23 protein-coding genes, 1 tRNA gene and 1 riboswitch are annotated in these 24,536 nt (G+C 58.2%); of the genes, 7 read left to right on the forward strand and 17 right to left on the reverse strand.

Annotation, left to right across the window (positions count from 1 at the left end; translation table 11 throughout):
* Positions 1-107: 107 nt before the first annotated feature.
* Positions 108-1,199, reverse strand: a complete 1,092-nt coding sequence (locus ACQZ5Y_RS03685) for a quinone-dependent dihydroorotate dehydrogenase (RefSeq protein ID WP_013635431.1) — start codon at positions 1,197-1,199, stop codon at positions 108-110.
* Entirely contained in the window at positions 1,199-1,552 is a 354-nt protein-coding gene (locus tag ACQZ5Y_RS03690) for a DUF952 domain-containing protein (RefSeq protein ID WP_174049168.1), read from the reverse strand. Before ACQZ5Y_RS03690 ends, ACQZ5Y_RS03685 begins: the two co-directional genes overlap by 1 nt.
* A 244-nt stretch (positions 1,553-1,796) precedes the next feature.
* On the opposite strand from ACQZ5Y_RS03690, the gene ACQZ5Y_RS03695 reads away from it, so the two are divergent.
* Both ACQZ5Y_RS03695 and ACQZ5Y_RS03700 read left to right on the forward strand, forming a co-directional pair.
* Entirely contained in the window at positions 1,797-2,447 is a 651-nt protein-coding gene (locus ACQZ5Y_RS03695) for a response regulator (protein WP_174049167.1), read from the forward strand.
* A gap of 111 nt (positions 2,448-2,558) precedes the next feature.
* Positions 2,559-3,209, forward strand: coding sequence for a S24 family peptidase (locus tag ACQZ5Y_RS03700; protein ID WP_003514944.1), 651 nt, complete (start codon positions 2,559-2,561; stop codon positions 3,207-3,209).
* Between the two features lie 74 nt (positions 3,210-3,283).
* On the opposite strand, the gene ACQZ5Y_RS03705 is transcribed toward ACQZ5Y_RS03700, so the two are convergent.
* Positions 3,284-4,036 carry a polysaccharide deacetylase family protein gene (locus ACQZ5Y_RS03705; RefSeq protein ID WP_141193527.1) on the reverse strand — a complete coding sequence of 251 codons (753 nt, stop codon included), beginning with the start codon at positions 4,034-4,036 and terminating at the stop codon, positions 3,284-3,286.
* A 27-nt stretch (positions 4,037-4,063) separates the two neighbouring features.
* Entirely contained in the window at positions 4,064-5,359 is a 1,296-nt protein-coding gene (gene uppY, locus ACQZ5Y_RS03710; RefSeq protein ID WP_025592405.1) for a Wzy-type polysaccharide biosynthesis protein UppY, read from the reverse strand.
* Positions 5,360-5,710: 351 nt separating this feature from the next.
* Between uppY and uppX the strand changes: the two genes are divergently transcribed.
* A complete protein-coding gene (uppX, locus tag ACQZ5Y_RS03715) occupies positions 5,711-6,937 on the forward strand; it encodes a Wzx-type polysaccharide biosynthesis protein UppX (protein ID WP_003514941.1) in 1,227 nt (408 codons plus the stop codon).
* Between the two features lie 40 nt (positions 6,938-6,977).
* On the opposite strand, the gene ACQZ5Y_RS03720 is transcribed toward uppX, so the two are convergent.
* Positions 6,978-7,739 (reverse strand): transporter substrate-binding domain-containing protein, encoded by a 762-nt coding sequence (locus ACQZ5Y_RS03720; protein ID WP_019564339.1) that lies wholly within the window; start codon positions 7,737-7,739, stop codon positions 6,978-6,980.
* Between the two features lie 170 nt (positions 7,740-7,909).
* Between ACQZ5Y_RS03720 and ACQZ5Y_RS03725 the strand changes: the two genes are divergently transcribed.
* Positions 7,910-9,847, forward strand: a complete 1,938-nt coding sequence (locus tag ACQZ5Y_RS03725; RefSeq protein WP_174049166.1) for a glycosyltransferase family 2 protein — start codon at positions 7,910-7,912, stop codon at positions 9,845-9,847.
* Between the two features lie 135 nt (positions 9,848-9,982).
* On the opposite strand, the gene ACQZ5Y_RS03730 is transcribed toward ACQZ5Y_RS03725, so the two are convergent.
* The 4 genes from ACQZ5Y_RS03730 to ACQZ5Y_RS03745 form a co-directional block, all read right to left on the reverse strand.
* Positions 9,983-10,276 (reverse strand): hypothetical protein, encoded by a 294-nt coding sequence (locus ACQZ5Y_RS03730; RefSeq protein ID WP_013635423.1) that lies wholly within the window; start codon positions 10,274-10,276, stop codon positions 9,983-9,985.
* A gap of 90 nt (positions 10,277-10,366) precedes the next feature.
* On the reverse strand, positions 10,367-11,053 hold the full coding sequence (gene aqpZ / locus ACQZ5Y_RS03735) for an aquaporin Z (RefSeq protein ID WP_013635422.1): 687 nt from the start codon (positions 11,051-11,053) through the stop codon (positions 10,367-10,369).
* Between the two features lie 154 nt (positions 11,054-11,207).
* Positions 11,208-11,281, reverse strand: a tRNA-Gly gene (locus ACQZ5Y_RS03740).
* 55 nt (positions 11,282-11,336) lie between these two features.
* Positions 11,337-12,434 (reverse strand): 2'-deoxycytidine 5'-triphosphate deaminase, encoded by a 1,098-nt coding sequence (locus tag ACQZ5Y_RS03745; protein WP_003514935.1) that lies wholly within the window; start codon positions 12,432-12,434, stop codon positions 11,337-11,339.
* Between the two features lie 73 nt (positions 12,435-12,507).
* Positions 12,508-12,586, forward strand: a riboswitch (SAM riboswitch).
* Between the two features lie 42 nt (positions 12,587-12,628).
* Here ACQZ5Y_RS03745 and ACQZ5Y_RS03750 point away from each other — a divergent pair.
* Together ACQZ5Y_RS03750 and apaG are read left to right on the forward strand one after the other, a co-directional pair.
* Complete coding sequence (locus ACQZ5Y_RS03750; protein WP_003514934.1) at positions 12,629-13,813, forward strand: O-succinylhomoserine sulfhydrylase; 1,185 nt, start codon at positions 12,629-12,631, stop codon at positions 13,811-13,813.
* A 235-nt stretch (positions 13,814-14,048) separates the two neighbouring features.
* Positions 14,049-14,441: a Co2+/Mg2+ efflux protein ApaG gene (gene apaG / locus ACQZ5Y_RS03755; RefSeq protein ID WP_003514932.1), complete on the forward strand. Its 393-nt coding sequence runs from the start codon at positions 14,049-14,051 to the stop codon at positions 14,439-14,441.
* A gap of 38 nt (positions 14,442-14,479) precedes the next feature.
* Here the strand turns inward: apaG and ACQZ5Y_RS03760 are convergent, their stop codons facing one another.
* The 3 genes from ACQZ5Y_RS03760 to ACQZ5Y_RS03770 all read right to left on the reverse strand — a co-directional run bounded on the left by ACQZ5Y_RS03760 (position 14,480) and on the right by ACQZ5Y_RS03770 (position 17,867).
* Positions 14,480-15,469: an Hsp33 family molecular chaperone gene (locus ACQZ5Y_RS03760; protein ID WP_003514930.1), complete on the reverse strand. Its 990-nt coding sequence runs from the start codon at positions 15,467-15,469 to the stop codon at positions 14,480-14,482.
* Positions 15,470-15,692: 223 nt separating this feature from the next.
* Positions 15,693-16,610 (reverse strand): ornithine carbamoyltransferase, encoded by a 918-nt coding sequence (argF, locus tag ACQZ5Y_RS03765; protein WP_003514928.1) that lies wholly within the window; start codon positions 16,608-16,610, stop codon positions 15,693-15,695.
* A 54-nt stretch (positions 16,611-16,664) separates the two neighbouring features.
* Positions 16,665-17,867 (reverse strand): aspartate aminotransferase family protein, encoded by a 1,203-nt coding sequence (locus tag ACQZ5Y_RS03770; RefSeq protein WP_003514925.1) that lies wholly within the window; start codon positions 17,865-17,867, stop codon positions 16,665-16,667.
* Between the two features lie 430 nt (positions 17,868-18,297).
* On the opposite strand from ACQZ5Y_RS03770, the gene ACQZ5Y_RS03775 reads away from it, so the two are divergent.
* The gene (locus ACQZ5Y_RS03775; RefSeq protein WP_003514924.1) at positions 18,298-18,831 is read left to right on the forward strand and encodes a GcrA family cell cycle regulator; all 534 of its coding nucleotides are present in this window, start codon (positions 18,298-18,300) and stop codon (positions 18,829-18,831) included.
* Between the two features lie 299 nt (positions 18,832-19,130).
* Here ACQZ5Y_RS03775 and phoB read toward each other — a convergent pair whose 3' ends face one another.
* From phoB to pstC, 5 genes are all read right to left on the reverse strand, one after another.
* Positions 19,131-19,814 carry a phosphate regulon transcriptional regulator PhoB gene (gene phoB, locus ACQZ5Y_RS03780; RefSeq protein WP_003493692.1) on the reverse strand — a complete coding sequence of 228 codons (684 nt, stop codon included), beginning with the start codon at positions 19,812-19,814 and terminating at the stop codon, positions 19,131-19,133.
* Positions 19,815-19,845: 31 nt separating this feature from the next.
* Positions 19,846-20,571 (reverse strand): phosphate signaling complex protein PhoU, encoded by a 726-nt coding sequence (gene phoU, locus ACQZ5Y_RS03785; RefSeq protein ID WP_003514921.1) that lies wholly within the window; start codon positions 20,569-20,571, stop codon positions 19,846-19,848.
* 98 nt (positions 20,572-20,669) lie between these two features.
* A complete protein-coding gene (gene pstB, locus ACQZ5Y_RS03790) occupies positions 20,670-21,485 on the reverse strand; it encodes a phosphate ABC transporter ATP-binding protein PstB (protein ID WP_003514913.1) in 816 nt (271 codons plus the stop codon).
* 14 nt (positions 21,486-21,499) lie between these two features.
* Positions 21,500-22,822 carry a phosphate ABC transporter permease PstA gene (pstA, locus tag ACQZ5Y_RS03795; protein ID WP_003514911.1) on the reverse strand — a complete coding sequence of 441 codons (1,323 nt, stop codon included), beginning with the start codon at positions 22,820-22,822 and terminating at the stop codon, positions 21,500-21,502.
* Positions 22,819-24,303: a phosphate ABC transporter permease subunit PstC gene (gene pstC, locus ACQZ5Y_RS03800; RefSeq protein ID WP_003514909.1), complete on the reverse strand. Its 1,485-nt coding sequence runs from the start codon at positions 24,301-24,303 to the stop codon at positions 22,819-22,821. The genes pstA and pstC overlap by 4 nt, the downstream gene beginning before the upstream one ends.
* Between the last annotated feature and the right edge of the window lie 233 nt (positions 24,304-24,536).

Genomic DNA, 24,536 nt, shown 5'->3' on the forward strand with positions numbered 1-24,536 from the left:
CCTCCACCCTCATTCCTGTCCCTGTCACAGGGATGAGGCAGGAGAGCACACCACCACGATAAGCACTTATCTTAACCGACGCAGCGTCTCGACCGTTCAGGTCATCGTCATCCAAGCTTGCGGTCGGCCCAGCGGTCGACCGTGCTGTCGCGTAGGTCACGAATGGACTGCACACCTTCGCGAGAGACCAGCTTCGACAGGCCTTTGACGATGGACGACGGCAGGCCGGGGCCTTCATAGACCATGCAGGAATAGAGCTGAACCAGATCGGCCCCTGCCCTTACCTTTTCCAGTGCCGTTTCCGGCGAAGAAACGCCACCCACGCCGATGATGGGCAGATTGCTGCCGACGCGCCGGCGCATCTTGGCGAGAACAGTGGTCGACAGCTCGAATAGCGGCTTGCCGGACAGTCCACCCGCCTCACCCTTATGCGGACCGGGCCGCAGGCCTTCACGCGAGAGCGTGGTGTTGGAGACGATCAGGCCATCGAGATCATGGGCCAGCGCCTCTTCCGCCACGTCATCCAGCCCTTCCTCGGTCAGATCGGGCGCGATCTTCAGGAAGATCGGAATGCGTTTGCCAAAGCGTTCGGCTTCTGCCCTGCGGCGCTCCAGCACGGCGCCAAGAAGTGCCGCAAGGCTTTCGCGCGCCTGCAAGTCGCGCAGACCCGGCGTATTGGGCGAAGAGATGTTGACGGTGAAATAGGATGCGACCGAATAAAAGGCCTCTATGCCCTGCACATAATCGGCGATGCGGTCTTCGCTGTCCTTGTTGGCACCGATATTGACGCCGACGATGCCGCGTAGCTGCGCCTGCTTCAGGCGCTCCAGCGCTGCGGCATGGCCTTCATTGTTGAAACCGAGGCGGTTGATGACGCCTTCATCCTCAACCAGACGGAAGATGCGCGGTTTGGGATTGCCGGATTGCCCACGCGGCGTGACGGTGCCGATTTCAGTAAAGCCGAAACCGAGCCTCAGAAGCGGTCCCGGGACTTCCGCATTCTTGTCGTAACCCGCCGCCATGCCGAGCGGATTGGGGAAAACGAGGCCTGCAACGGTCTGCTGCAGACGCGGATCGTGCGGCACCATGCAGGTGGGCAGAAAGCCGCTTTTCAGCGCCGCCACGGACAGGCCATGTGCCTTTTCCGGATCGACAAGAAACAGGCCCTTGCGGCCGATTGAGGAAAATAATCCGCTCATCACAAAATCTCCGGAAACTGGTGCTGGCCATCATGGCCAAGTGAAAGCGGCGTTTCCCAAAGCACGGCGGTCAAGGGAAGAGACGCATAGAGATGGGGGAAAAGATCGCCGCCTCTCGAGGGTTCATAAACCAGCTTGTCGCCAAGTGCTGCACCATCAACAGCGATCAGAAGCAGGTCGGTCTGGCCGGAAAAATGCCGGGCGGCAGTCTCGACCGCCTGCTTTGCCGTTGAAAAATGAATGAACCCATCCGTCAGATCGATGGCGGCGCCTTCGAAGACGCCTTGTTCCCTGGCTGCATTCCACAACGTCTCCGGCACGATTTTGTAAATGATCGCGGGCGTTTCGTGCATGGGGCTCTCCGAAGGCTTTCCAAGGCTTTTCAGTCTGGGCGGTTTGCCGCAAAGCGGGTCGATTGTCCACAGTTTCCACGGCATTTTTATTGCCGCGACGGCTGTTCCCAAGCTTTTTCTTGTAATACGCAACCGATTAGAGCAACCTTTCAGCAGAGGAGCCGGAAGCAGTCTAGACTGCCGGCAAACGGGAGTGCGCCATACCTTTCAAAGAACCGCATAACGCCCTTGGGAGGGGGCCAGAATGTCGGAACTTGTCATTATCATCGCAGACGACCACCCGCTTTTTCGCGGTGCCCTCAAACAGGCCGTATCCGGTCTCGACGGGCAGCAGACAATCATGGAAGCCGGGGATTTCGAGGCTGCCAGAAGTGCCGCGACGGCGTGCAACGACGCCGATCTGATGCTTCTGGACCTCGCCATGCCGGGTGTCAGCGGATTTTCAGGCCTGATGGCGCTGCGGGCGGAATTTTCCAGCCTGCCCATCGTCATCGTTTCGGCAACGGACGACGCGACCACTGTTCGCCGGTCCATCGAACTCGGCGCTTCCGGTTTTATTTCCAAATCCTCGGGCATCGACGATATCAGGGATGGCATTCGCGCGGTTCTTGACGGCGATGTGTGGATACCGGCAAGCTGTCAGGGCGAAAAGGAGCATGATCCTGACGTGGCTGATCTCATCGGCCGGCTCAGAACGCTGACGCCGCAACAGAGCCGGGTTCTGGGCATGCTGGCGGAAGGCCTGCTGAACAAGCAGATCGCCTATGCGCTGAATGTTTCGGAAGCCACCATCAAGGCACATGTCTCCGCTATTCTGTTGAAGCTTAAGGTCGATAGCCGCACACAGGCGGTGATACAGCTCAGCAAGATAAACACATCGGCCATGGTGGCATAATCGAGGATTTTATTCCTTTCTTTTCTTTACTCCTGACGGGATATGGTCTAGATTCCGCGGAGTAAACGACAGGAGCTTTTCCGCCACGGGCTCCACCTGCGGGCTTTCATCATGCTTTCACACGAGACGATCTGGAGCGCCATCGATACGCTTGCCAAACGTCACCAGCTGACGCCTTCGGCCTTGGCGAAGCGTGCCGGTCTCGATCCCACCTCGTTCAACAAATCGAAACGTTTCGGCCCGGATGGCCGCAAACGCTGGCCTTCGACGGAATCGGTATCCAAGGTGCTGGAGGCGACGGGGGCAAGCGTCGACCAGTTTTTTGGTTATGCTTTCGGCAGGACGCAGACAATGCAGCCTTCCGGTGCGGACAATGCCATCCCCCTGCTCGGTTTTGCGCAGGCGGGCTCCGGCGGCTTTTTCGACGATGGCGGTTTTCCGGCCGGCCAAGGCTGGGATGTGGTGGAGTTCCCCTCTTCTCCCGAACGCAAGCAGGGCGTCTACGCGCTGGAAGTACAGGGCGAAAGCATGATGCCGCTTTACCGCGACGGCGATATCCTGATCGTGGAGCCGGGCGCGCAGGTGCGGCGCGGCGACCGCGTGGTGCTGAAAAGCCGAGACGGCGAAGTGATGGCCAAGGTGCTGGCGCGGCAAAGCCCCAAGAATATCGAGCTTCTTTCGCTCAATCCCGAACATCCGAACCGCAGCTTTGACATGGCCGATGTGGAATGGATCGCCCGCATCATCTGGGCCAGCCAATAGACACCCGCCATTGCGAAGACAGGCGTCCTACTTGCCCGGGCACAACTCAGAGAGCAGGCGTCGATACTATCCCTTTACAGACCGAGTGACGTTGCCGCGGCATCAACCGTCATGATCTTCGCACCGCCGGAAGCTGCCCTGCGGACAAGGCTCTGAAGTTTGTCTTCCGGGCAACCGTAAAAGCTCGGCGTCTGCGAAACATCATGGGTGAAAATGATGAGCCAGCCGCCATTTTGCAAAACATCCTCGAGCCAACGATCGGCGGCATCGAGATAGTTTTGGTCCGCGCGCAACTCCACCCCGGCAAGATTGTACGGATCGATGCTGCCCCGGTTGATGCCAGGCATGATGCCGCGAGCGGTCTTGAACCTTCGTCGCAACAGGGGCTGCATGACGGGCGAGGCCATGCCGAAAGGAACGGAGAAATTCCGCCTGCCTCGGTTTTCGGCGAACGATCCCAGCACGGTTTCGTTGTGATCAAGATCCTCTTCAAGCCCGCGCCGTGAAAAGCTCGAGAGTTTGCGATGGGAAAAAGTATGGCAGGCAAGCTCGTGGCCAGCCGCTGCAAGTTCCGAACAGCCTTCGGTTGAAATCATGTCCTGCTGTTCATAGTGCTTGTCGATAAAAGTACCTGCGAGATAAAATGTCCCGCGAACACCCTCGCTTTCCAGAATGCGCGCGCCCTTCGTCCAGGCGCTCGCCGGAACATCATCGAATGTGAAGGAGACGATTGGTTCGGACGTTTTGATCAGCGACGCCGGTCCTGGAAAGTACTGCACCAGCCGGTTATTGATCCTGTCTGCAAATGTCCCGATTTTTTGTGTCATGCATAAGCCCCCCGGCCTGTCTGCAAATTACTGCCCCTGCTCAAGTATGTCGTACGCCTGATGCCTCAAACAATAGATTGCAATCAGTAGAGAAGACCAGATAGGCCCGGTTCCGGTAAAGAAATTACTCTCAAGACACGAAGAAAGCAGTGCATACACCCAAATTCGTGCAAAAAGCCGCGTTAATGCCGGATCGGTACCCTTGTTCACAGCTATACGAAAATCGTTTGCGGGTATGATGACGAGCCATATGACGATGAGAACAAAGGCCGGCAGGCCGCCATTCAGCAGGCTTTCGACAAAGCCGTTATGGGCATGGAAGGCGGTGACCGCCCAGGTGCCGGCGGTATCGGCCTGCGCCAGAAGCCGGTCACTCGTCCAGAACGCCTGAAAACCCTGCCCGAAGATCGGCGATTGCGCAAACGTGTCGAAGGACAGGCGCCATATATCCGTTCGGCCGGTAAAGGTGGAATCGATCCCCAGACTATCGACCACATGCCGTATGCTCGGAAAATAGGTGGAGCCGACCGCGAGGATGTTGAGGAAAGCCAGAAGACCTCCGATCATCAGCAATGTCCGACCGGCATGTCTTTCCATGACCCAGACCAGTGCAACAGTGACGGGCAACAGCATTGCTGCGGTTTTCCCGTTGGTTTTCCAGAGGAAGAACCCTGCCAGAAGCGTGATGACAATGCCGCCAACCGTCGACCAGCTATTGCGCAGGTAAAGCCCGATCATGACGAGAATGATCATGGCCGGAGCGGCGGCATTCTTGTGATTGAAGATACCGCGCCAATCGCCGGCGAGCGCCGTTTCATCGAGATCGTAGGGCTGGTGGATCGAGCGCGAGCGCAGGAAGATCACCCCGAAGTAGCAGAGCGCCAGCAGGATGACGGCGAAGATGGCCATCATCCGGTCGAACTGCCGCCTGTCGCGCGGCATGACGACGAGGACGCTGGTGATGAAGCACAGAAGGCCCGTAAAGAGCAAACGTTGCAGCGAGGTGCCAGGCTGGGAGCCAAGCACCGAACAAATCACCAGCCAGGAAAACAACAGCAGAATTGGCAGACGCGGCCGCAACAAAAGCCCCGTCAGCCGATGACGCAGGGCAAAAACACCCAGCATCAGCGCAATCACCAGCCCGGTCAGCTGGTTTGCGGCGGCGTGCGGCACGGGTGCAGCCGCAAGATTTTCGAAAGGCGCAACGGAAATCCAGATATAAAGCATCGTGACGACGAAAAAAATCGCGTCGCGACGGCCGCCCGTAAGCGACATGCTGTTGCTTTGTACAGGAATGGACTGCGTATCAGTGAAAGGCGGCATCGTCGGCCACATCGAAAAAGGATAATCGGATCATTGGCCTGCCTTGTGACGAACAACGAAACCCTTTTTGAAACCGGGCCATGTCCAAATAACCATAACAGTCATTATCATCATTATTATACAATTGCTTTAACCCTCTCTTACCTCAAGAAGGCTAAGACTGGGCAACTGCCATTCATAGAGGTCAACGGCCTTCGAATTATTGCCCCCTTGCCGGGTTTTTCCAGTTCATCAATTTTAAAAACACGGCAGTTATCTTGAATTCGCCCGGCGACGCCGGAAAGCACGGAGAATAAGGTGTCGTTGAATACGCCGCGGTTCAGCCATCTAGTCAGACTGGGATTGACCTATATGGCATCCGGCGGGGCGCTTTTGATGTCCAGCGCCGCCCAGCTTTTGACCTTCGCCCTGCTTGCCCGCCATCTCGGCGTGGAACAATTCGCGCTCTATGCCTCGATCACGGCCGTGACCAATCTCGGCGTACAGATTTGTGGTTTCGGTTCGCAGGAATCGCTGATCCGCCGCGTGGCGCAGGATCGCAGCATGTTTCCCGTGATGCTCGGCCACAGCTATCTCTTGAGCGCCGCTACCGGCATTGTGCTGACCATCATCGGCATGGTCACGATCCCGGTGTTTTTCCCGACGTCGGAAACATTGCTGCATACCCTCATCACCACTTTCGTGATCCTGGTGACGAACCTCATCCTTCTGAAAGTCATTTCGCTTTCCACCCAAAGCTTCATCGCCCATTCCGACTTCGCCTCGGCCAACAAGCTGGAAGTGATGTTCGCCGTTGCCCGCACAATTGCCGCCGTGGTCGCCTGTCTCATCTTCAAGGTGGAGACGGTGGAGGCCTGGGCCCTGTGGAACCTGGCTGCCCATACGATTGCGGCAGTGATTTCGCTGAAGGCGATCGGCAGGCTCGGTCGGCCGGTTTTCCGGATCGTTCGCGATGAAATCCGCATCGGCATCCTGTTTTCCACCCAATTCCTGTTCAAGGCCGTGCGTGGCAATGCCGATATTCTCGTTCTCGGTGCCGTTGCCAGCGCCGAGGTTCTGGGCAGCTACTCCATTGCCCGGCGAATTCTCGACAGCTCCTACCTCTCCGTCGAGGCTCTCAACCGGCTGATCTATCCGGGGTCGGCCTCAGCCGCCCTGCAGGGTATCGGAAAGACCATAGAGCGCGCTTATAATGTGCTGAAGGCAGCGCTTGTCATCGCAGTCGGCAGCGCGCTGGTCATCTTCATCATCGCACCCTTCCTGCCGCTACTGTTCGGCGACGAATACGTCTCGCTGCCGATCATCACCCGTATCCTTTGCTGGGTCGTGCTGCCGATGGCCGTTGCGGCGACCGCGCTTGAGGCGCTTGGCGCATCCGGACGGCAGGATATCCGCGCCAAGATATGGAACAGCGGCAATCTCATCGGCTCCGTTATCGTCGCCTTCCTCACCTGGTCCTTCAGCATTTCGGGAACGATCGGCAGCTATTTCTTCGTGGAAGCCGCCATCGCCGCCGCCGTTTGGATCGCGCTTTTGCGATTGCGGCGCAACGAAGAAGCCTTTGCGCCCGCCAAATAGAACGTCATCCGGGCCCCGATCCGAGTGAAACCGGATTTCTCTAATAAAGCCCGTAGGGGAAATAACGCCGGTAGATTTCTTCCAGCCGGCCATTGCGCGAAAGTGCGGCAAGCGCCTGATCAAAGGCCGGTACAAGCACATCGTCCGGATCAACTGCCATGATGGAAAGGCCTTCACCAAGAAATCTGTCGGATAAATAAGGTCCGCCGAAAAGCGCACAGCAAGCACCGGACGCGCTTCCCGAAACCCAGAAAGGCAGGCGCAGCCCATCCGCAAAAACCGCGTCCACCTTGCCCGTCTTCAACGCCTCATACATGGGTTCGTAACCATTAAAGCCTTCAGCCGAGGCTTTGGGGAAAAATGCCTTGAGCATCTGTTCGTGCCGCGAGCCCGTGACCACACCCACCTTCTTTCCCGACAGGGCATCAGCGCCGGAGCCAGTGAATTTCGCCGCCTTGTTGACGGCAAGACGCGCGGGCAACAGCAGATAGGGTCGCGAGAAGGTGAAACTCTTTCGCAGATCGGCGGTGGTGGCAATGCCGGAAATCACCGCTTCGCCCTCTCCCATTTCCAGCGCTGCCTCCAGCTCGTCAAACGGCAGTGCCTGCACCTGGCATTTGCTCTCAACCTTCAGCTGGGCGCAGATTTCGCGCACCAGATCGACATGAAAACCGGCAAGCCGGCCTTCCTGATCGGTAAAATTGAAGGGTGGGAAATCGACCGACATCAAAAACCTGATCCGGGGCACGGAGGACAGATCGCCACCCGGAAACCGCTCCTGCGCATCAAACAGCACCGGCATGCGGTTTCTGTCCGAGAGACCTTCCGCGTGAAGTTCTCCCAAATTACCACCGAATTGTAAAGCGATAGCTAAAGTAAAACCAATAACTATATTTCGCGTTACATTCATCATTCTCATCTATACTATCCGTAGCAAGAAGCAGGGCGTTACCATGGCGGCGGCAGCGATGCATGGATTATTTTAGGCACTATACACGAGAATCGTTCCGCACGACGTCAGCGGGGCGAAAAATTGCGTTTTCGCTCATCGGCGACAATCCGCTTTGGACAGCGCCCGAACCGGACGAGCACGGGCCAACACGCTTTCTCTCTTCGCTGGGGTTCGGCAAGCCTTACATCGCTGCATTCGAAGAGCAGGCCCTCAAAAACGGCTCAACCGTGGAAGACGAATTGCTGGCGAGCGGCCTGGTCGATGCGGATGCGTATTACGGTGCTTTTGCCAGATTGTTGCGATTGCCGTTTCGACCGGAAATCGATCCGGGTCGTGTGGCAGACCTCAATCACCTGGACGCGCAACTAGCCGAACCACGGCTCCTGCGGTTGACACCGCTGAATGGTAAGCCAGTGCTGCTGATCGTGCCGGAACTGGCAAGGATGGAATTGCTGAAAGGCATCCTCGATCAGCGTCCGTATCTTCTCGAAGAACTTGCCGTGACCACGCCACAGGCCATGCGCAGCGCAATCTGGAAGGCCGGCGAAGCACGCCGCTGCCGAGACACGCGACATCAGCTTTTCAACGCGGCGCCGCAGCATTCCGCAAGGATCACGCTGCATGGCGAGCAGGGTTTTGTCAGCGGCATTTTCGTTACCCTGCTCGTTCTGTCGCTACTGTTTTATACGCAGGCGGCCATGGCATATATTCACGTCACCCTCACGATGCTTTATCTCTCCACCTTGCTTTTCAGGTTGTTTGCACTCGTCCATACGCCAAAAGGAAACGATGCGAAAACCGTCATACCACTCCAGCAGGACGGGGAGCTGCCGGTCTACACTATTCTTGTGGCGCTTTATCGCGAAGAGGCGGTCGTTGAGCAGCTCATTCATGCGCTGGAGCGGCTGGACTGGCCCAAATCCCGGCTCGATATCAAGCTCGTCTGCGAGGCAGACGACGTAGCGACGATCGAGGCCATCCAGCGGATAAATCCCGGTCCGCATATCGAGATCGTCAGGGTGCCGCCATCCATGCCACGCACGAAGCCCAAGGCCCTGACCTATGCGCTTTCCGGCGCGCGTGGCACTTTCGTTGCCGTTTACGACGCCGAGGACCGGCCGCATCCGCTGCAATTGCGCGAGGCCTATGCCGCCTTCCGCGACCAGCCGGACGAGGTGGCCTGTGTGCAGGCGCCGCTTATTATCAGCAATGCCAGCTCCTCCTGGCTCAGCGCCTGTTTCGCACTGGAATATTCCGGCCTTTTCCGCTGCATGTTGCCCGTTCTTGCAGCGTGCAAGTTGCCGCTGCCGCTTGGCGGCACCTCCAACCATTTCCGGACCGCCGTGTTACGCCGGGTGGGAGGATGGGACCCGTATAATGTGACGGAAGATGCCGATATGGGCCTCCGGCTGCACAGGCTGGGTTATCGCTGTGGTGTCATCCGGCGACAGACACTGGAGGATGCTCCGACCTCCCTTTCCGTCTGGCTGAACCAGCGCGCGCGTTGGTACAAGGGTTGGCTGCAAAGCTGGCTGGTCATGACCCGCTCGCCCTTCACGACCGCGCACCGCATGGGATGGATCGCCTATATCGTCTTTCAGCTGCTGATTGGCGGCATGCTTCTGTCGTCGCTGGCCCATCCCTTGCTGTTTGTTTCCTTCGCCTTCATGGCCATGGCAATCCGGGAAAACGGCGCGGATATGCTGCTTTCCTGGCAGGGCATTCTGTTTTTCATCGATACGCTGAATATTTTCGGAAGCTACGCCATCTTCGTACTGATGGGCAGAAACAGGATGATAGCTCATGAGAAACAACAGGTCGGACGGCGCTGGTTGGCGATCCCGCTTTACTGGCTGATGCTGTCACTCGCCGCATGGCGCGCCGTGGTGGAATTGAAAACCAAGCCGTTCGTCTGGAACAAGACGCCGCATATACCGGTCATCAGGAACAAGGCCTGACGACCAGACTCTACAAACGAATTCCAGCTCCCTCTGCGCCGCCACTGCGGATATGGCACAAACCAAAACGCCTTGCCGAACGAGGCTTCTCCATCGGCAAGGTTTATCGCTTCGCAAAAGATCGGCCGAGCAGCTCTATTTGGTAACGAGCTTGTTCTTGATGAGGCCGACAATGATCTGGACAATCAGGCCGCCGACACCGCCGCCAACAAGCTGGCCGGCAAGAGCACCTATATCCGTGCCGCCGGCGGCAGCAGTTCCCGCCGTCCCGAGCAGCGATCCGAGCACGGTTCCCCCGCCGATGCCGCCAATAGCGCCGGCAATCAGGTTGCCGAGCGCACCGAGATCAGAATCCTTGAGTATTTTTCCGCCGGCCGAACCGCCAACCGCACCGCCGACAATTTGGGCCAATATCGAAGTAAGATCCATGTCATCCTCCTCACAGGTTTCCCCGACCATTCGGGGAAACAATGCTTCCCATTCATGTCTGTTCGGGCCGGAGAAAGCGGGCCTTGAGCCTTAGTCTTTCTCGCCGAAAAGTTTCCAGACCACGGCGCCGATTGCGGCGCCGAGGATCGGAGCGAGCCAGAACAGCCAGAGCTGTTGCAGCGCCCATCCACCAACAAACAACGCCTGTCCCGTCGAGCGGGCCGGATTGACGGATGTGTTGGTGACCGGAATGGAGATCAGATGAATAAGTGTGAGAGCAAGGCCGATGGCGATCGGCGCAAAACCAGTGGGAACCCTGCCATGCGTCGATCCCAGAATGACGATCAGGAAAAATGCCGTCAAAATGACTTCGATCAGCAGTGCCGACACGAGCGAATATCCACCCGGTGAATGTTCCCCGTAACCATTTGCGGCAAAACCGCCAATATCGGCACCGGCTTTGCCGGTAAGGATGACATAAAGCGCCCCCGCCGCGACAATCGCCCCTAAAACCTGCGCCACTATGTAAGGAACGAGGTTCGATGCCGGAAATTTGCCAGCAACGGACAGACCGACGGAAACGGCCGGATTAAAATGACCGCCCGAAATACCCCCGACCGCATATGCCATGGTCAAAACCGTCAGACCGAAAGCGAAAGCGACACCGAGAAAGCCAATGCCGAGTTCAGGGAAAGCAGCGGCAAAAACCGCACTGCCGCAACCTCCGAACACGAGCCAGAAAGTGCCAAGAAATTCCGAAAGAAGCTTGCGACTCATAACACTCCCCCAATAATGTTACGACCGCATCAACTATTACGTGCAATTTAATTGTAGTCAAGCTAAATCGCATAGTCGCACGTTTGCCGCAGCGATGGCGGTGACATGCGCGCTTTTGACTGGCCAGGAAGTTGTTTGGATTGCTTTGAAAATATGGAGCGGGTGAAGGGAATCGAACCCTCGTATTCAGCTTGGGAAGCTGCTGCTCTACCATTGAGCTACACCCGCGCCGCGCACAAGACATCGGACAGTTCTTATCGGGTGTCAAGCACCCGACAGGTCATTACTCCGCGCGGAAATGCTTGGAGAGCTTCAGGCCCTGTGCCTGATAGTTGGAGCCAAGGCCGCTGCCGTAGAGGCCATCAGGTTTTTGCAACATGTGCTCGTAAACTAGCCGACCGACGATCTGGCCGTGTTCGAGGATGAAGGGCACCTCGTGGCTGCGCACCTCGAGAACGGCGCGGCTGCCCGTGCCGCCCGCCTGCGCATGGCCGAAGCCTGGATCGAAGAAGCCCGCATAATGCACGCGGAACTCGCCCACCAAGGGATCGAAGGGTGTCATTTCGGCCGCATAAAGTGGCGGTACATGCACGGCTTCACGCGAAACGAGAATATAGAACTCATCCGGATCGAGGATCAGTTCGGCACGGCCGCGGGCGTATAGAGGTTCCCAGAAATCGAGAACATCGTGCTGAGCCTTTTTGTCGACATCTACTACCGCTGTGTGATGCTTGCCGCGATAGCCGATCAGCCCTTTTTCGCCAAAACCCTTAAGGTCGATGGAAAGCGCGATGCCGCCGCCGGTCACATTAGGGGTTTCGCTGGCGACCAGCATCTCCGTCTCGTGCAATTTCAGAAGCTCGGCTTCGTTGAGCAACGAGTGGCCGATGCGGAAACGGATTTGCGAGAGGCGCGAGCCACGGCGCACGACGACCGGGAAGGTGCGCGGGCTGATTTCCAGATAGAGCGGGCCGGCATAGCCCGCAGGTATCTTGTCGAATTCCTGCGCATTGTCGGTCATGACGCGGGTGAAGATATCAAGACGCCCAGTCGAGCTTTTCGGATTGGCCGAAGCCGACATATCCGCCGGCAGCTCGAGGCTCTCCATCAAGGGCACGATGTAGACGCAACCGGTTTCCAGCACCGCCCCCTCGCTCAGATCGACCTCGTGCAGGCTGAAGCGGTTGAGCTTGTCGATGACTCGGGTTCCGGGGCCGGGCATGAAACTGGCGCGCACGCGATAGGCTTTGGAGCCCAGTCTCAGATCGAGGCTGGCGGGTTGCACCTGATCGACATCGAGATCAGCCTCGCTTTTCAGCTTGCCGCCCGCAAACAGCGCCCTGATCGCGCCATCCGCCAAAATGCCCGTGGTTCTGGTCATGATCATCATTCCTTTTTACGGCGACAAAACCAAAAGGAAAGCATTGACGCAAGCCGGTAACGGCAGTATGGCAAGCTTATCCCGTGGTGATTTGGCCGGTCGGCTTGCAGCCACGTTAAACAAGTGGCTAAAAAGACCGGGTGCTAGGAACCGGTCTGCTTTTGCGACCGGTTTTTTTGTTTTGAGGTGATCACATGAGCAATAAATGGCGCCCGGCAACCCAGCTCGTTCACGGTGGTACGCTACGCTCACCCTATGGTGAAACGTCGGAAGCGATCTATCTGACCCAGGGTTTCGTTTACGAAAACTCCGAAGCCGCCGAAGCGCGCTTCAAGGGCGAAACGGATGGCTTCATCTATGCCCGCTATGCAAGCCCGACCAATGACATGTTCGAAAAGCGCATGTGCCTGCTGGAAGGTGCGGAAGACGCCCGTGCGCTTGCCTCCGGCATGGCCGCCGTGACAGCCGCCATCATGTGCCAGCTGCGTGCCGGCGATCACATCGTTGCTGCCCGCGCGCTTTTTGGCTCCTGCCGTTGGGTGGTAGAAACGCTTGCACCCAAATACGGCATCGAGTGCACGCTGATCGACGGACGCGATCTCAACAATTGGGAAAAGGCGATCCAGCCGAACACCAAGCTGTTTTTCCTCGAAAGCCCGACCAACCCGACGCTCGAAGTGGTGGATATTGCCGGCGTGGCGAAGCTCGCCAACCAGATCGGCGCGAAAGTGGTTGTCGACAATGTTTTCGCCACACCGCTTTTCCAGAAGCCACTCGAACTCGGCGCCCATATCGTCGTTTATTCGGCGACGAAGCACATTGACGGTCAGGGCCGTTGCCTTGGCGGCGTGATCCTTTCCGACAAGAAGTGGATTGAGGAAGAGCTGCAGGACTATTTCCGCCACACCGGCCCAGCCATGTCGCCGTTCAATGCCTGGACGCTGCTGAAGGGCATCGAAACCCTGCCGCTGCGTGTCAAGCAGCAGACGGCCAATGCCTCGAAGATCGCCGATTTCCTCGCCGACAGCGGCAAGGTTGCCAAAGTGATCTATCCTGGTCGCGCCGACCATCCGCAGGCAGACATCATCGCGCGGCAGATGTCGGGCGGCTCGACGCTCGTGGCTTTCGAACTGAAGGGTGGCAAGGAAGCGGCATTCGCACTGCAGAACGCGCTTGATATCGTGAAGATTTCCAACAATCTCGGCGATGCCAAGAGCCTCATTACCCACCCTGGCACCACGACGCACAAGAACCTGACCGACGAGGCGCGTGCCGAACTCGGTATTTCCGGCGGGACCTTGCGTCTTTCCTGCGGTATCGAAGATACGGACGATCTGCTGGAAGATCTGGCGAAGGGTCTTGCGGCCGTTTCAGTTTAAGGATTCAATCGACATATCGCCATGGCCCGACTTCCCGTCGGGCCATGGCACACATCCCGCCTGGGTGAAAGCCCGCGTCTGGCAACCAATATTTACCTTTACCGTTATCCCTAACGGTGAAAAAACGGCGCAACAGAAGATGCGCGTGGTCGTCAAGTCATTCATTTTCTTGACGATAGCCAGAACCTGTAGTGTAGGATGATGGCAGCAGGGAAAATATCGAGGTGTGGCGCGTATGTATCGTGCTCTGACAAGGGATATCGAGGTAACGGTCGATCCGTATTATCTCGAGGAGCAGTCCGACCCGGATGACGATCGTTATGTCTGGGGCTATAAAGTCGTGATCTCGAACAATTCCGATGTTCCGATAACACTCGTCAACCGCTATTGGCACATCACCGACCAGAACGGACAGGTGGATGAGGTCTACGGGCCGGGTGTCGTCGGCGAAAAACCGCATCTGAACCCCGGCGACAGTTACGAATATTCATCCGGCTGCCCGCTGGATACGCCGTCAGGCCTTATGTTTGGCCATTATGAAATGGAAACGGACAAAGGCGAGGTGTTCAACGTCACCATCCCCGCCTTTTCACTGGATTCACCCGGCCTGTTGCGGGTGCTGAACTGACAAAAAAGCCGCGCCATTCACAAGCGCGGCTCTCCTCGTCAGACGTTTTCAAACTCGCTGACATCGTAGCGATAGGTCGTGGAGCAGAACTCGCACGTCACGGCAATCGCACCGTCTTCCTCACTCGCCTTGATCTCTTCAGCGGTGAAACCGGACAGCACACCCTTGATCTTGTCCCGTGAACAGCTGCAACGGTCGAAAATGACCTGCGGATCGTAGATGCGCACGCCGCTCTCGTGGAAAAGCCTGTAAAGCAGACGCTCCACTGGCACCTGCGGATCGGTCAGCTCGTCGGTATCCACCGTATTCAGCAGCGACACCGCCTCTGTCCAGGCATCGTCCTCAGCCACTTCATAATCGCCCTCGTCGCCGTCACCGCCATGGAGATCGCGCATGCGCAAACGCTCGGGCGCCTGCGGCAGGAACTGGGCAATCACGCCGCCTGCACGCCAGCTATGGCGCGGCTTGCCTTCGCCGTCACGGTCGAAGAACTGGGCAACGCCGAGGCGCACGCGGGTGGGAAGCTGTTCCGACTGACGGAAATAAACCCCGGCGATTTCTTCCAGCGAAGAACCGTCCAGCGGCACGATGCCCTGATAAGGCTGCATGCCGACGCCCTGATCGATGGTGAAGGCCAGAATGCCGGTTCCGAGCAGTTGTTCGGGCGAGGTTTGCCCAGCAGCGACAGCTTCCGCCAGCCGCTCCTCATCGAAACGGGCATAAGCGCGCATGCTCTCAGGCGCGGTGAAATCCGCCACCAGAAGGTCAACCGGGCCGTCGCCCTTGGTCTGCACAGTCAGCTTGCCGGAAAATTTCAGGGATGTGCCGATCAGCGCCGTCAGAACCGTTGCTTCCGCGAGCAGGCGGGCGACAATCTCGGGATATTCGTGACGTTCGAGGATGGCATTCAACAGCGGCCCGACCTGTACGGCGCGACCGCGCACGTCCAGACCTTCGACCTGAAAGGGCACAACCTTGTCGTCGCCAGCTAAATCGAGATTGTCCAGTTCAACCGTTACATCTGCCATGTCATAACTCCTTGGCGCAGCCGTTGCGCCGCTACCGTCCAAAAGTCCGGCTTTTAAAATGTACTTTTTCAGCTTGTCGCACAGAGATCCGGGAAGCGAAACCGCCTCCGGGGAAAATCGTGCAAATCTTGAGGTGGCCCGCCAGCGAAAAGCCGACGAGCGTCTTCGAAGCCCCACAGATGGGAATGTGCATCGCCGAGTTCAAGCACCCGGCCGATAGCGGTCAGATGACGCCCATGCACCATGCAATAATGGACTTCTGCGCGTGGAGCCGGTTTTCCGCCTCGTCGAAGACCACCGATTGCGGCCCGTCGATCACTGCATCCGTTACTTCCTCGCCGCGATGCGCCGGCAGGCAGTGCATGAACAGCGCTTCCTTGTTGGCCTTCGCCATCAGCGCTTCATTGACCTGATAAGGCTGGAAGATATTGTGGCCGCGCGCCTTGTGTTCCTGGTTCATGGACACCCAGGTATCGGTGACGACGCAATCAGCGCCGGCCACTGCCTTGTCGGCATCGTGGTACAGCGAGATTTCGCCGCCATTGTTGCGTGCCCAGTTCAGGAACTTGTCGTGCGGTTCCGAACCCATCGGTACTGCCATCGCCATGCGGTAACCGAAACGGGCGGAGCCTTCCACGAACGAATGCAGCACATTATTGCCGTCACCCGTCCAGGCAATGGTCTTGCCCTTGACCGGGCCGCGATGTTCCTCGAACGTCAATATATCCGCCATGATCTGGCAGGGATGCGTGTCGTCCGTCAGGCCATTGATAACAGGCACGGTTGCGTGTTCGGCAAGCTCGAGCAGACGCGAGTGATCCGTGGTGCGGATCATGATGGCATCGACATAGCGCGACAGCACCTTGGCCGTATCGCCAATCGTTTCCGCACGGCCCAGCTGCATTTCCGTGCCCGACAGGAAAAGGGTCTCACCGCCGAGCTGGCGCATGCCGACATCGAAGGAGACGCGGGTGCGTGTGGACGGTTTTTCGAAAATCATTGCCAGCATCTTGCCAGCAAGCGGCTTTTCCGCCGTGCCGGTTTTGGTGGCAATCTTGCGCGTGCGCGCATCATCAAGAATTGTCCGCAGATCCTCCGACCCGACGGCCGAGAGGTCCAGAAAATGTTTTGGTGAACCCATTCTAATCTGTCCCATGCTTGCGAGCCCCTGAAGAGAGGCCCGCTCTTGATTTTTTCAGGCGCTTTTTGCCTGTTTCGCAACCGTCAGGGAGGCGGCAGCCGCGTCGATACGTGCAAGACCCTCGCGGGCCTCTTCAGCCGTGGTGACGAGCGGCGGCAGAAGACGGATGACATTGTCGCCCGCAGGCACGCCAAGCAGATGCTCTGCGCGCATGGCCTGCAGCAATTCGCCCGAAGGAATCTTCGCCTTGATGCCCAGAAGCAGACCTTCGCCGCGAATTTCGTCGATCACGTCAGGATAACGGTCCTTGAGCGAGGCCAGACCCTGCCGGAAGACCAGCGCGACGTCACGGACCTTCTCGAGAAAACCTTCGGAGAGAACGACGTCAAGCACGGCATTGCCGACTGCCATGGCCAGCGGGTTGCCGCCATAGGTGGTGCCATGTACGCCCGCCGTCATGCCGGAAGCGGCATCTGCCGTGGCAAGGCATGCGCCGAGCGGGAAACCGCCACCGATACCCTTGGCGACCGCCATGATATCGGGCGCAACACCGGTATGTTCATAAGCAAACAGCTTGCCTGTGCGGCCGACACCCGTCTGGACCTCATCGAAAATCAGCAGCAGGCCGTGCTCGTCGCACAATCCGCGCAGAATTTGCAGGAATTCCTTGCTGGGCGAGCGAATGCCGCCCTCGCCCTGGATGGGCTCGATCAGAAGTGCTGCAGTCTCAGCCGTGATGACGGCCTTGAGGGCATCGACATCACCGAACGGAACCTGATCGAAACCTTCGACCTTGGGACCGAAACCTTCGAGGTATTTCTGCTGGCCACCCGCGGCGATCGTCGCCAGTGTACGGCCATGGAAAGCGCCTTCGAAGGACACGATGCGGAACTTCTCCGGATGGCCCTTGGTATAGTGATAACGGCGGGCGGTCTTGATGGCGCATTCCAGGGCTTCCGCGCCTGAATTTGTGAAGAATACCTTGTCCGCGAAAGTCGCTTCCGTCAGGCGCCTGGCGAGTTTTTCCTGTCCCGGTACTTCATAAAGGTTCGAGACGTGCCAGACCTTCTCGGCCTGCGTCTTGATCGCATCAACGAGGTGAGGATGGGCGTGGCCCAGCGAGTTGACAGCAACACCGGCCGCAAAATCCAGATATCGCTCGCCGCTTTCCGTGAACAGCCATACACCCTCACCGCGCTCGAAGCGCAGGGGGGCTCTTGAAAACGTATCAAACAATGGCGCGCCGGCTTCGGCCATGGCTGTATCACTCCTTGCGCAGATGCGCTGTCAAACTGTTGTCAATAGGCTTGCGGGGTTATCCCTCGCCTGAAAATCAAAATGCCGCCTTGCGGCGGCAGGGGCACTATTGTCACTTCGTTTGCCGATGTCAACAAAAGTCAGCGTTTCCCGGGCTTCTCAAGCACTAGTATGCGGCGGCGGGCCAGCCCCAAGGTGTTGCCTTTCAGACTCAATACGCCAGCAAGTTGGGGAAAACCGGAAAATCGATTCCAGATGATTCCCGCGACTCTTGCCACGGAGTCGGGCTGGCACTAGGTTAATCGCTAATTACTAGACTGCATTGCGGCGGAACTAGTCACCGAAAATCAGGCGGAAACCACGCTTGCGGCATGCGCGCGAGACGGAGAGGGATTCTGCCGAAAATACACGCGACAAGCGGAGAAGCGGCATGAACTGGACAGACGAACGAGTCGAAAAGCTCAAGAAATTGTGGTCCGAGGGCCTTAGCGCCAGCCAGATTGCAGCGCAGCTGGGCGGCGTCAGCCGTAATGCCGTGATCGGCAAGGTCCATCGTCTCAATCTGCCGGGACGCGTCAAGGCTGGCGGTCCAGTGACTTCGGCACGCTCCGCGCCGAAGCGCACAGCTGCTCCTGCGCCGCGCGCGACGACTTTCGCAGGTCGCGTCAACGCGGCACCGGCGCGCATCCTCACACGTTCGAACGCGGCAACGGCGCTGCACGAGGAGATCGATATCGAGACCGCGCAGGTTCTCGATTACGTTCCTTCCAAGAACGTTGTCACGCCGATTTCCCGTCGCCTGACGCTGACGGAACTGACCGAGCGCACCTGCAAATGGCCGGTTGGCGATCCGCTGAAGGACGACTTCCATTTCTGCGGTTGTGAAGCGCTGGAATCTTCGCCCTATTGCAAGTTCCATGCGAAACTCGCCTACCAGCCGGTGAGCGAGCGCCGCAAGGCTTGAGTGTTGCGGCACGCATTCAGCACTCAAAAATTACGGGCCTTCGGGCCCGTTTTTTTATGACAAAAATAAAGCCGCTTTCTGGGCGGCTTGATGGCAGGCCACACCCTTTCCCCTTACTATTGGGCGTGACCCTTCAATCCGGATTTCAACGCGCAGCCGATCTCCTCCGGTTAAAACGGACAATGGCATCGAGTCTGGCGAATACTCATATAGAAAAAGCCCGAAATCGTTTCAGATTTCGGGCTTCCTGATTTTTTGCTGCACTACTTCGCCAGCGAAACTATCTGGTTCCGCTTCGCTCAGGCTTCCATCGAATATCCCGCACCACGCACCGTGCGGATGACATCCTGCATGTGCGAGAAATTCAGGGCCTTGCGCAGACGTCCAACATGCACATCGACAGTACGCTCGTCGACATAGATATCATGACCCCAGACGCCATCCAGCAATTGCGAGCGGGAAAACACCCGACCCGGCGACGTCATCAGGAATTCCAGCAAGCGGAATTCCGTCGGGCCGAGGCGCACTTCGCGGCTTTTGCGGTGAACGCGATGGGTCTCGCGGTCCAGTTCGATATCGCCGCATTTGAGCACCGACGACAGAACCTCCGGACGGGCCCGGCGCAACATGGCCTTGACCCGGGCCATGAGTTCCGGCGTCGAGAACGGCTTGACGACATAATCGTCAGCGCCGGTAGCGAGACCGCGAACCCGTTCGCTCTCTTCGCCACGCGCCGTCAGCATGATGATGGGCAGGCGTTCTGTTTCCGGCCGCATTCTCAAGCGCCGGCACAGTTCGATACCGGAGACGCCGGGCAACATCCAGTCCAGGATGAGAAGATCCGGAATGCGCTCCTGCAGCCTGATTTCCGCCTCATCGCCACGGGGTATCGTGTCGACGTCGTATCCCTCAGCCTCGAGATTGTAACGAAGCAGGACGCTCAACGCTTCCTCGTCTTCCACAACTGCAATCTTGGGCACCATATGCTGAACTCCGCAAGCTTCTGCTTGTCTGTTACTCGGTCACCGAACCAAGCGTGTTGGAACTGTCGTCCTTCGGACGCTCGCCCTCCGGCTGGCTGCCGGTGGTCATGTAATAGATCGTCTCTGCGATATTCGTCGCATGATCGCCGATACGCTCGATGTTCTTGGCGCAGAACAGAAGATGCGTGCAGGTGGTGATGTTGCGCGGGTCTTCCATCATGTAGGTCAGAAGCTCCCGGAAGAGCGACGTGTACATGGCATCGATTTCCTCGTCGCGTTCACGGATCGCATTGGCCTTTTCGGCGGAACGCGTGGAATAGACGTCAAGGACTTCCTTGAGCTGCACCAGCGCCAGGTCGGACAGATGCTCGATGCCGCGGGCGAGCTTGCGCGGAACGCCGGTGCCGGCGACAGCGATAACGCGCTTGGCCGTGTTCTTGCCAAGATCGCCGACGCGTTCGAGATCGGCGGCGATACGCAGGGTGCCGATGATCTCGCGAAGGTCTGCCGCCATCGGCTGACGCTTGGCGATGGTTACAATCGCCTTGTCGCCGATTTCGCGCTCAGCATGGTCGAGAATGGTATCGTCCGAAATGACCTTCTGCGCGAGCGCAGCATCGGAATTGACGAGTGCGCGCACGGCGTCACCGCACATCTGCTCGGCAAGACCGCCCATTTCGGCGATGCGGCGCGTCAGAAACTTCAGTTCGTCGTCATAGGCAGACAGGATATGCGAATGGGTCGTTGTCTGTGTCATGGTCTATTCCTCCGGCTTGGCCTGCATGCGCGTGCCCAACAGCGGGGCACGGCAGAGGCACCAGTCTTGTACGGTTACGATAAAGCACCGGCCGGGGATCAGCCGAAGCGGCCCATGATGTAGTCCTGCGTGCGCTGGTCGTCCGGATTGGTGAACATCTTGTCGGTTTCGTTTTCTTCGACAAGATGACCAAGATGGAACATGGCCGTACGCTGGGAAACGCGCGCCGCCTGCTGCATGGAGTGCGTGACGATGACGATGGTGTAGTTGGTGCGCAGTTCGTGGATCAGTTCCTCGACCTTCGCAGTCGCGATCGGATCCAGCGCCGAGCACGGCTCGTCCATCAGGATCACTTCCGGGCTGACGGCAACCGCGCGTGCGATGCACAGACGCTGCTGCTGGCCACCGGAGAGACCCGTGCCGGATTCCAGCAAACGATCCTTCACCTCGTTCCAGAGACCCGCTTTCTGCAGGCTATGCTCGACGATCTGGTCCATATCCGCCTTGTTGCGGGCGAGACCGTGGATACGCGGGCCGTAGGCGATGTTCTCATAAATCGTCTTCGGAAACGGGTTCGGCTTCTGGAACACCATGCCGACGCGGGCACGCAGTTCCACGACGTCGATCTGCTGATCGTAGATATCGTCGGTATCGAGCGTGATCTTGCCGGTGACCCGGCAACCGTCGATCGTGTCGTTCATGCGGTTCAAGGTGCGCAGGAAAGTGGATTTACCGCAACCGGACGGGCCGATAAGTGCAGTCACCGTGTTTTCGCGGACATTGAGGTTCACGTCGTAAAGCGCGCGCTTTTCGCCGTAATAAACCGAAACATCCTTGCCGATCATCTTGTATGAGACTTCATTCATTTTCTTGTCCAGCGCCTTTTCAACTGCTGCTTCCGACAACATGTTCATTGCTCTAGCTCCCTCTACCAGCGCCGCTCAAAGCGGCGACGCAACAGGATTGCGCCAACATTCATGAGAATGAGGAACAGAAGCAGGATGATGATAGCGCCAGATGTCCGTTCGACAAAGGCACGCTCAGCTTCGTTCGCCCACATGTAAATCTGCACCGGCAGGGCCGTGGACGGATCCATAGGCGTTGTCGGATAGTTCGCGACGAATGCCACCATGCCGATCAGAAGCAGCGGCGCCGTTTCGCCCAGTGCGTGGGCGAGACCGATGATGGTGCCGGTCAGAATGCCAGGCATTGCCAGCGGCAGGACGTGATGGAAAATCGTCTGCATCTTGGAAGCGCCAAGACCGAGTGCGGCGGCGCGGATCGAGGGCGGCACGGCCTTCAATGCAGCGCGGGTGGCGATGATGATCGTCGGCAGGGTCATCAGCGTCAGGACGAGGCCGCCGACCAGCGAGGCCGAGCGTGGAAAGCCCATGAAGTTGATGAAGACGGAGAGACCGAGCAGACCGTAAACAATGGAGGGAACAGCCGCCAGATTGTTGATGTTGACCTCGATAAGGTCCGTCAAACGGTTCTTGGGGGCAAATTCCTCCAGATAGATGGAGGCCGCAACACCGATCGGCAGCGACAGCACCAGCACGATCAGCATCATGTAGAACGAGCCGATCAGCGCAACGCCAACACCCGCGGCTTCCGGACGGCTCGAAGCGCCGTTGACGAAGATGCCGGTATTGAAATGCTTGCCAAGCTGTCCGCTTTCCACGAGCTGGTTCATCCAGCCGAGCTGCTGGTTCGAGATACGGCGGTTTGCTTCATCCCCCGACATGTCGACCTGGCCCTTGAAGGCGCTGTCGACATCACCCGACGCCAGAAGCGTGACGCTGCGCGTGGTGCCTATGACGGACGGATCGGCGACGACGATATCACGCAGCTGGGTGCGTACGCTGTCGGAGATCATGACGTTGACGGCGCGAAGACCGGCCTTATCCGTCGGCGCGACGCCGAGAACCTTGGCCACTGCATCACGGGCGAGGACGGGGTAGTTGGCCGTCATCAGCTTTGCAGGATTGGTTGCGCGCTCGTTCTTTGGATCGATGATCAGTTCGGAAAACTCGACCGGAACGGTGATCATCGTCTGCTGGAAGGCGGTGTGACCCTTGGATACGACCGACCAGAGCAGCAGAAAGAGGAAGATGAGGCCGAACGAGATTGCTGCCAATCCATAGGCGCGGAAGCGGCGTTCAGCAGCATAGCGACGCTTGATGCCGATATCACGGCGCGTGGCCTTGTTCACGGCGGCAGCACCGGCCGCCGGGGAAACGATGTCGGTCATTCATATTGCTCCCGGTATTTGCGCACGATGTAAAGCGCGTAGATATTCAGGCAAAGAGTGATTGCAAAAAGAGTTATGCCCAGCGCGAAGGCCACCAGCGTTTGCGGCGAGGTAAACTCAAGGTCACCCGTCAGCTGGCTGACAATCTTGACCGTCACTGTTGTCATGGGTTCGAAGGGGTTGAGCTGCAGGCGGGCAGCGACGCCAGCCGCAAGAACCACGATCATGGTCTCGCCGATCGCACGCGACGCCGTCATCAGCACGGCGCCGACGATGCCGGGAAGAGCGGCGGGAAGGATGACCTTCTTGATGGTTTCAGAGCGCGTGGCGCCGAGACCGAGAGAGCCATCGCGCAGCGAACGCGGCACGGCGGTGATGATATCGTCAGACAGCGACGAAACATAAGGGATCAGCATGATGCCCATGACGAAGCCGGCGGTGATGACGCTCTGCGCCTGGATGAAGTTGGCGTAGTTGCCTGTCGCAAGACCGCTGATCTGCGTGGAAATGTCTCGCAGGAAAGGACCAACGGTCGTCAGCGCGAAGAAGCCGTAGACGATTGTCGGGATGCCCGCGAGCACCTCGAGCAGTGGCTTTACAATCGAGCGAAGGCGCGGCGTCGCATATTCCGACATATAGATCGCCGAAAACAGCCCGACCGGAACGGCGACCAGCATGGCGACGAAACCAATATAGAGCGTGCCGGCGAGCAGCGGGATCAGGCCGAACTGGCCGGAAGAGTCGGTCGCACCGGCAGCGGCAAAACGCGGATCCCATACCGTTCCGAAGAAGAACTGGTGCGCCGGAACCATGGTGAAGAACTGGATTGCTTCTGAAAGCATCGAAAGGACGATGCCGATGGTCGTCAGAATGGCGATGGACGACGCGACGACCAGAGCCGCGAGAATGACCCGCTCCACCCTGTTGCGCGCCCGAAAACGCGGCGCGATTGAACGCAGTGCATAAGCGGCACCGGCGAATGCGGCCAGCAGCACGGTGGCGATCATGCCCAGGCGGCTGGTGGAGGTCATCGCATTCAGCGTCTGGGCGGCATCGACCATGAAACGCTGGGGTTCGCCGGCAATTGCCACGCCCTTCGATGCCAGAAGCGATCTTACCGCAGCCGTATCCGCATCAACCTTTGCGGTTTCTTCCGGCGTCAGACGCTGAAGACCGCGGGCGATGGACGTTACCATGCCGTAGGTCAGGCTCTGCTGCGCTTCGGATTGGGAGCGCACATCTTCGGGAAATTCGCCACGCACCGCAGAGGTAACGATCAGCGGGCTGATAACAAGCCAGATACAGAGAATGAGCGCTGCGGGCAGCACCGCCCAGACGACAGCGTAGGAACCGTGATAACCGGCACGGGAATGCATGCTGGAGGGACGCCCACCAGACAAAGCAACGGCGCGGCGGCTGCCGAGCAGATAACTGCCGATGCCGATCAACACCAGTATCAGCAAAAGGATCGATGTGTTCATTAGAGTTCCCTCGTCGTGCCTCAAGAGCACGGTGCGATATCGGGCAAATCAAAAAGTCATCAAAACGAGACCGCTGGACCATCCAGAGATGCTTGCCGCCTGACTGTAACAAAGTCTGGCAAGCGTCAAGGTTGATACATCCTATCCATCTGTAATCCATCAACAATTATGTGGACGGCGATGGATGGGAACTGTCAACCGGAGACAGCCGCCTTAAGCACAACGGTACCGGA

The organism is Agrobacterium sp. A3-95, assembly GCF_053521785.1.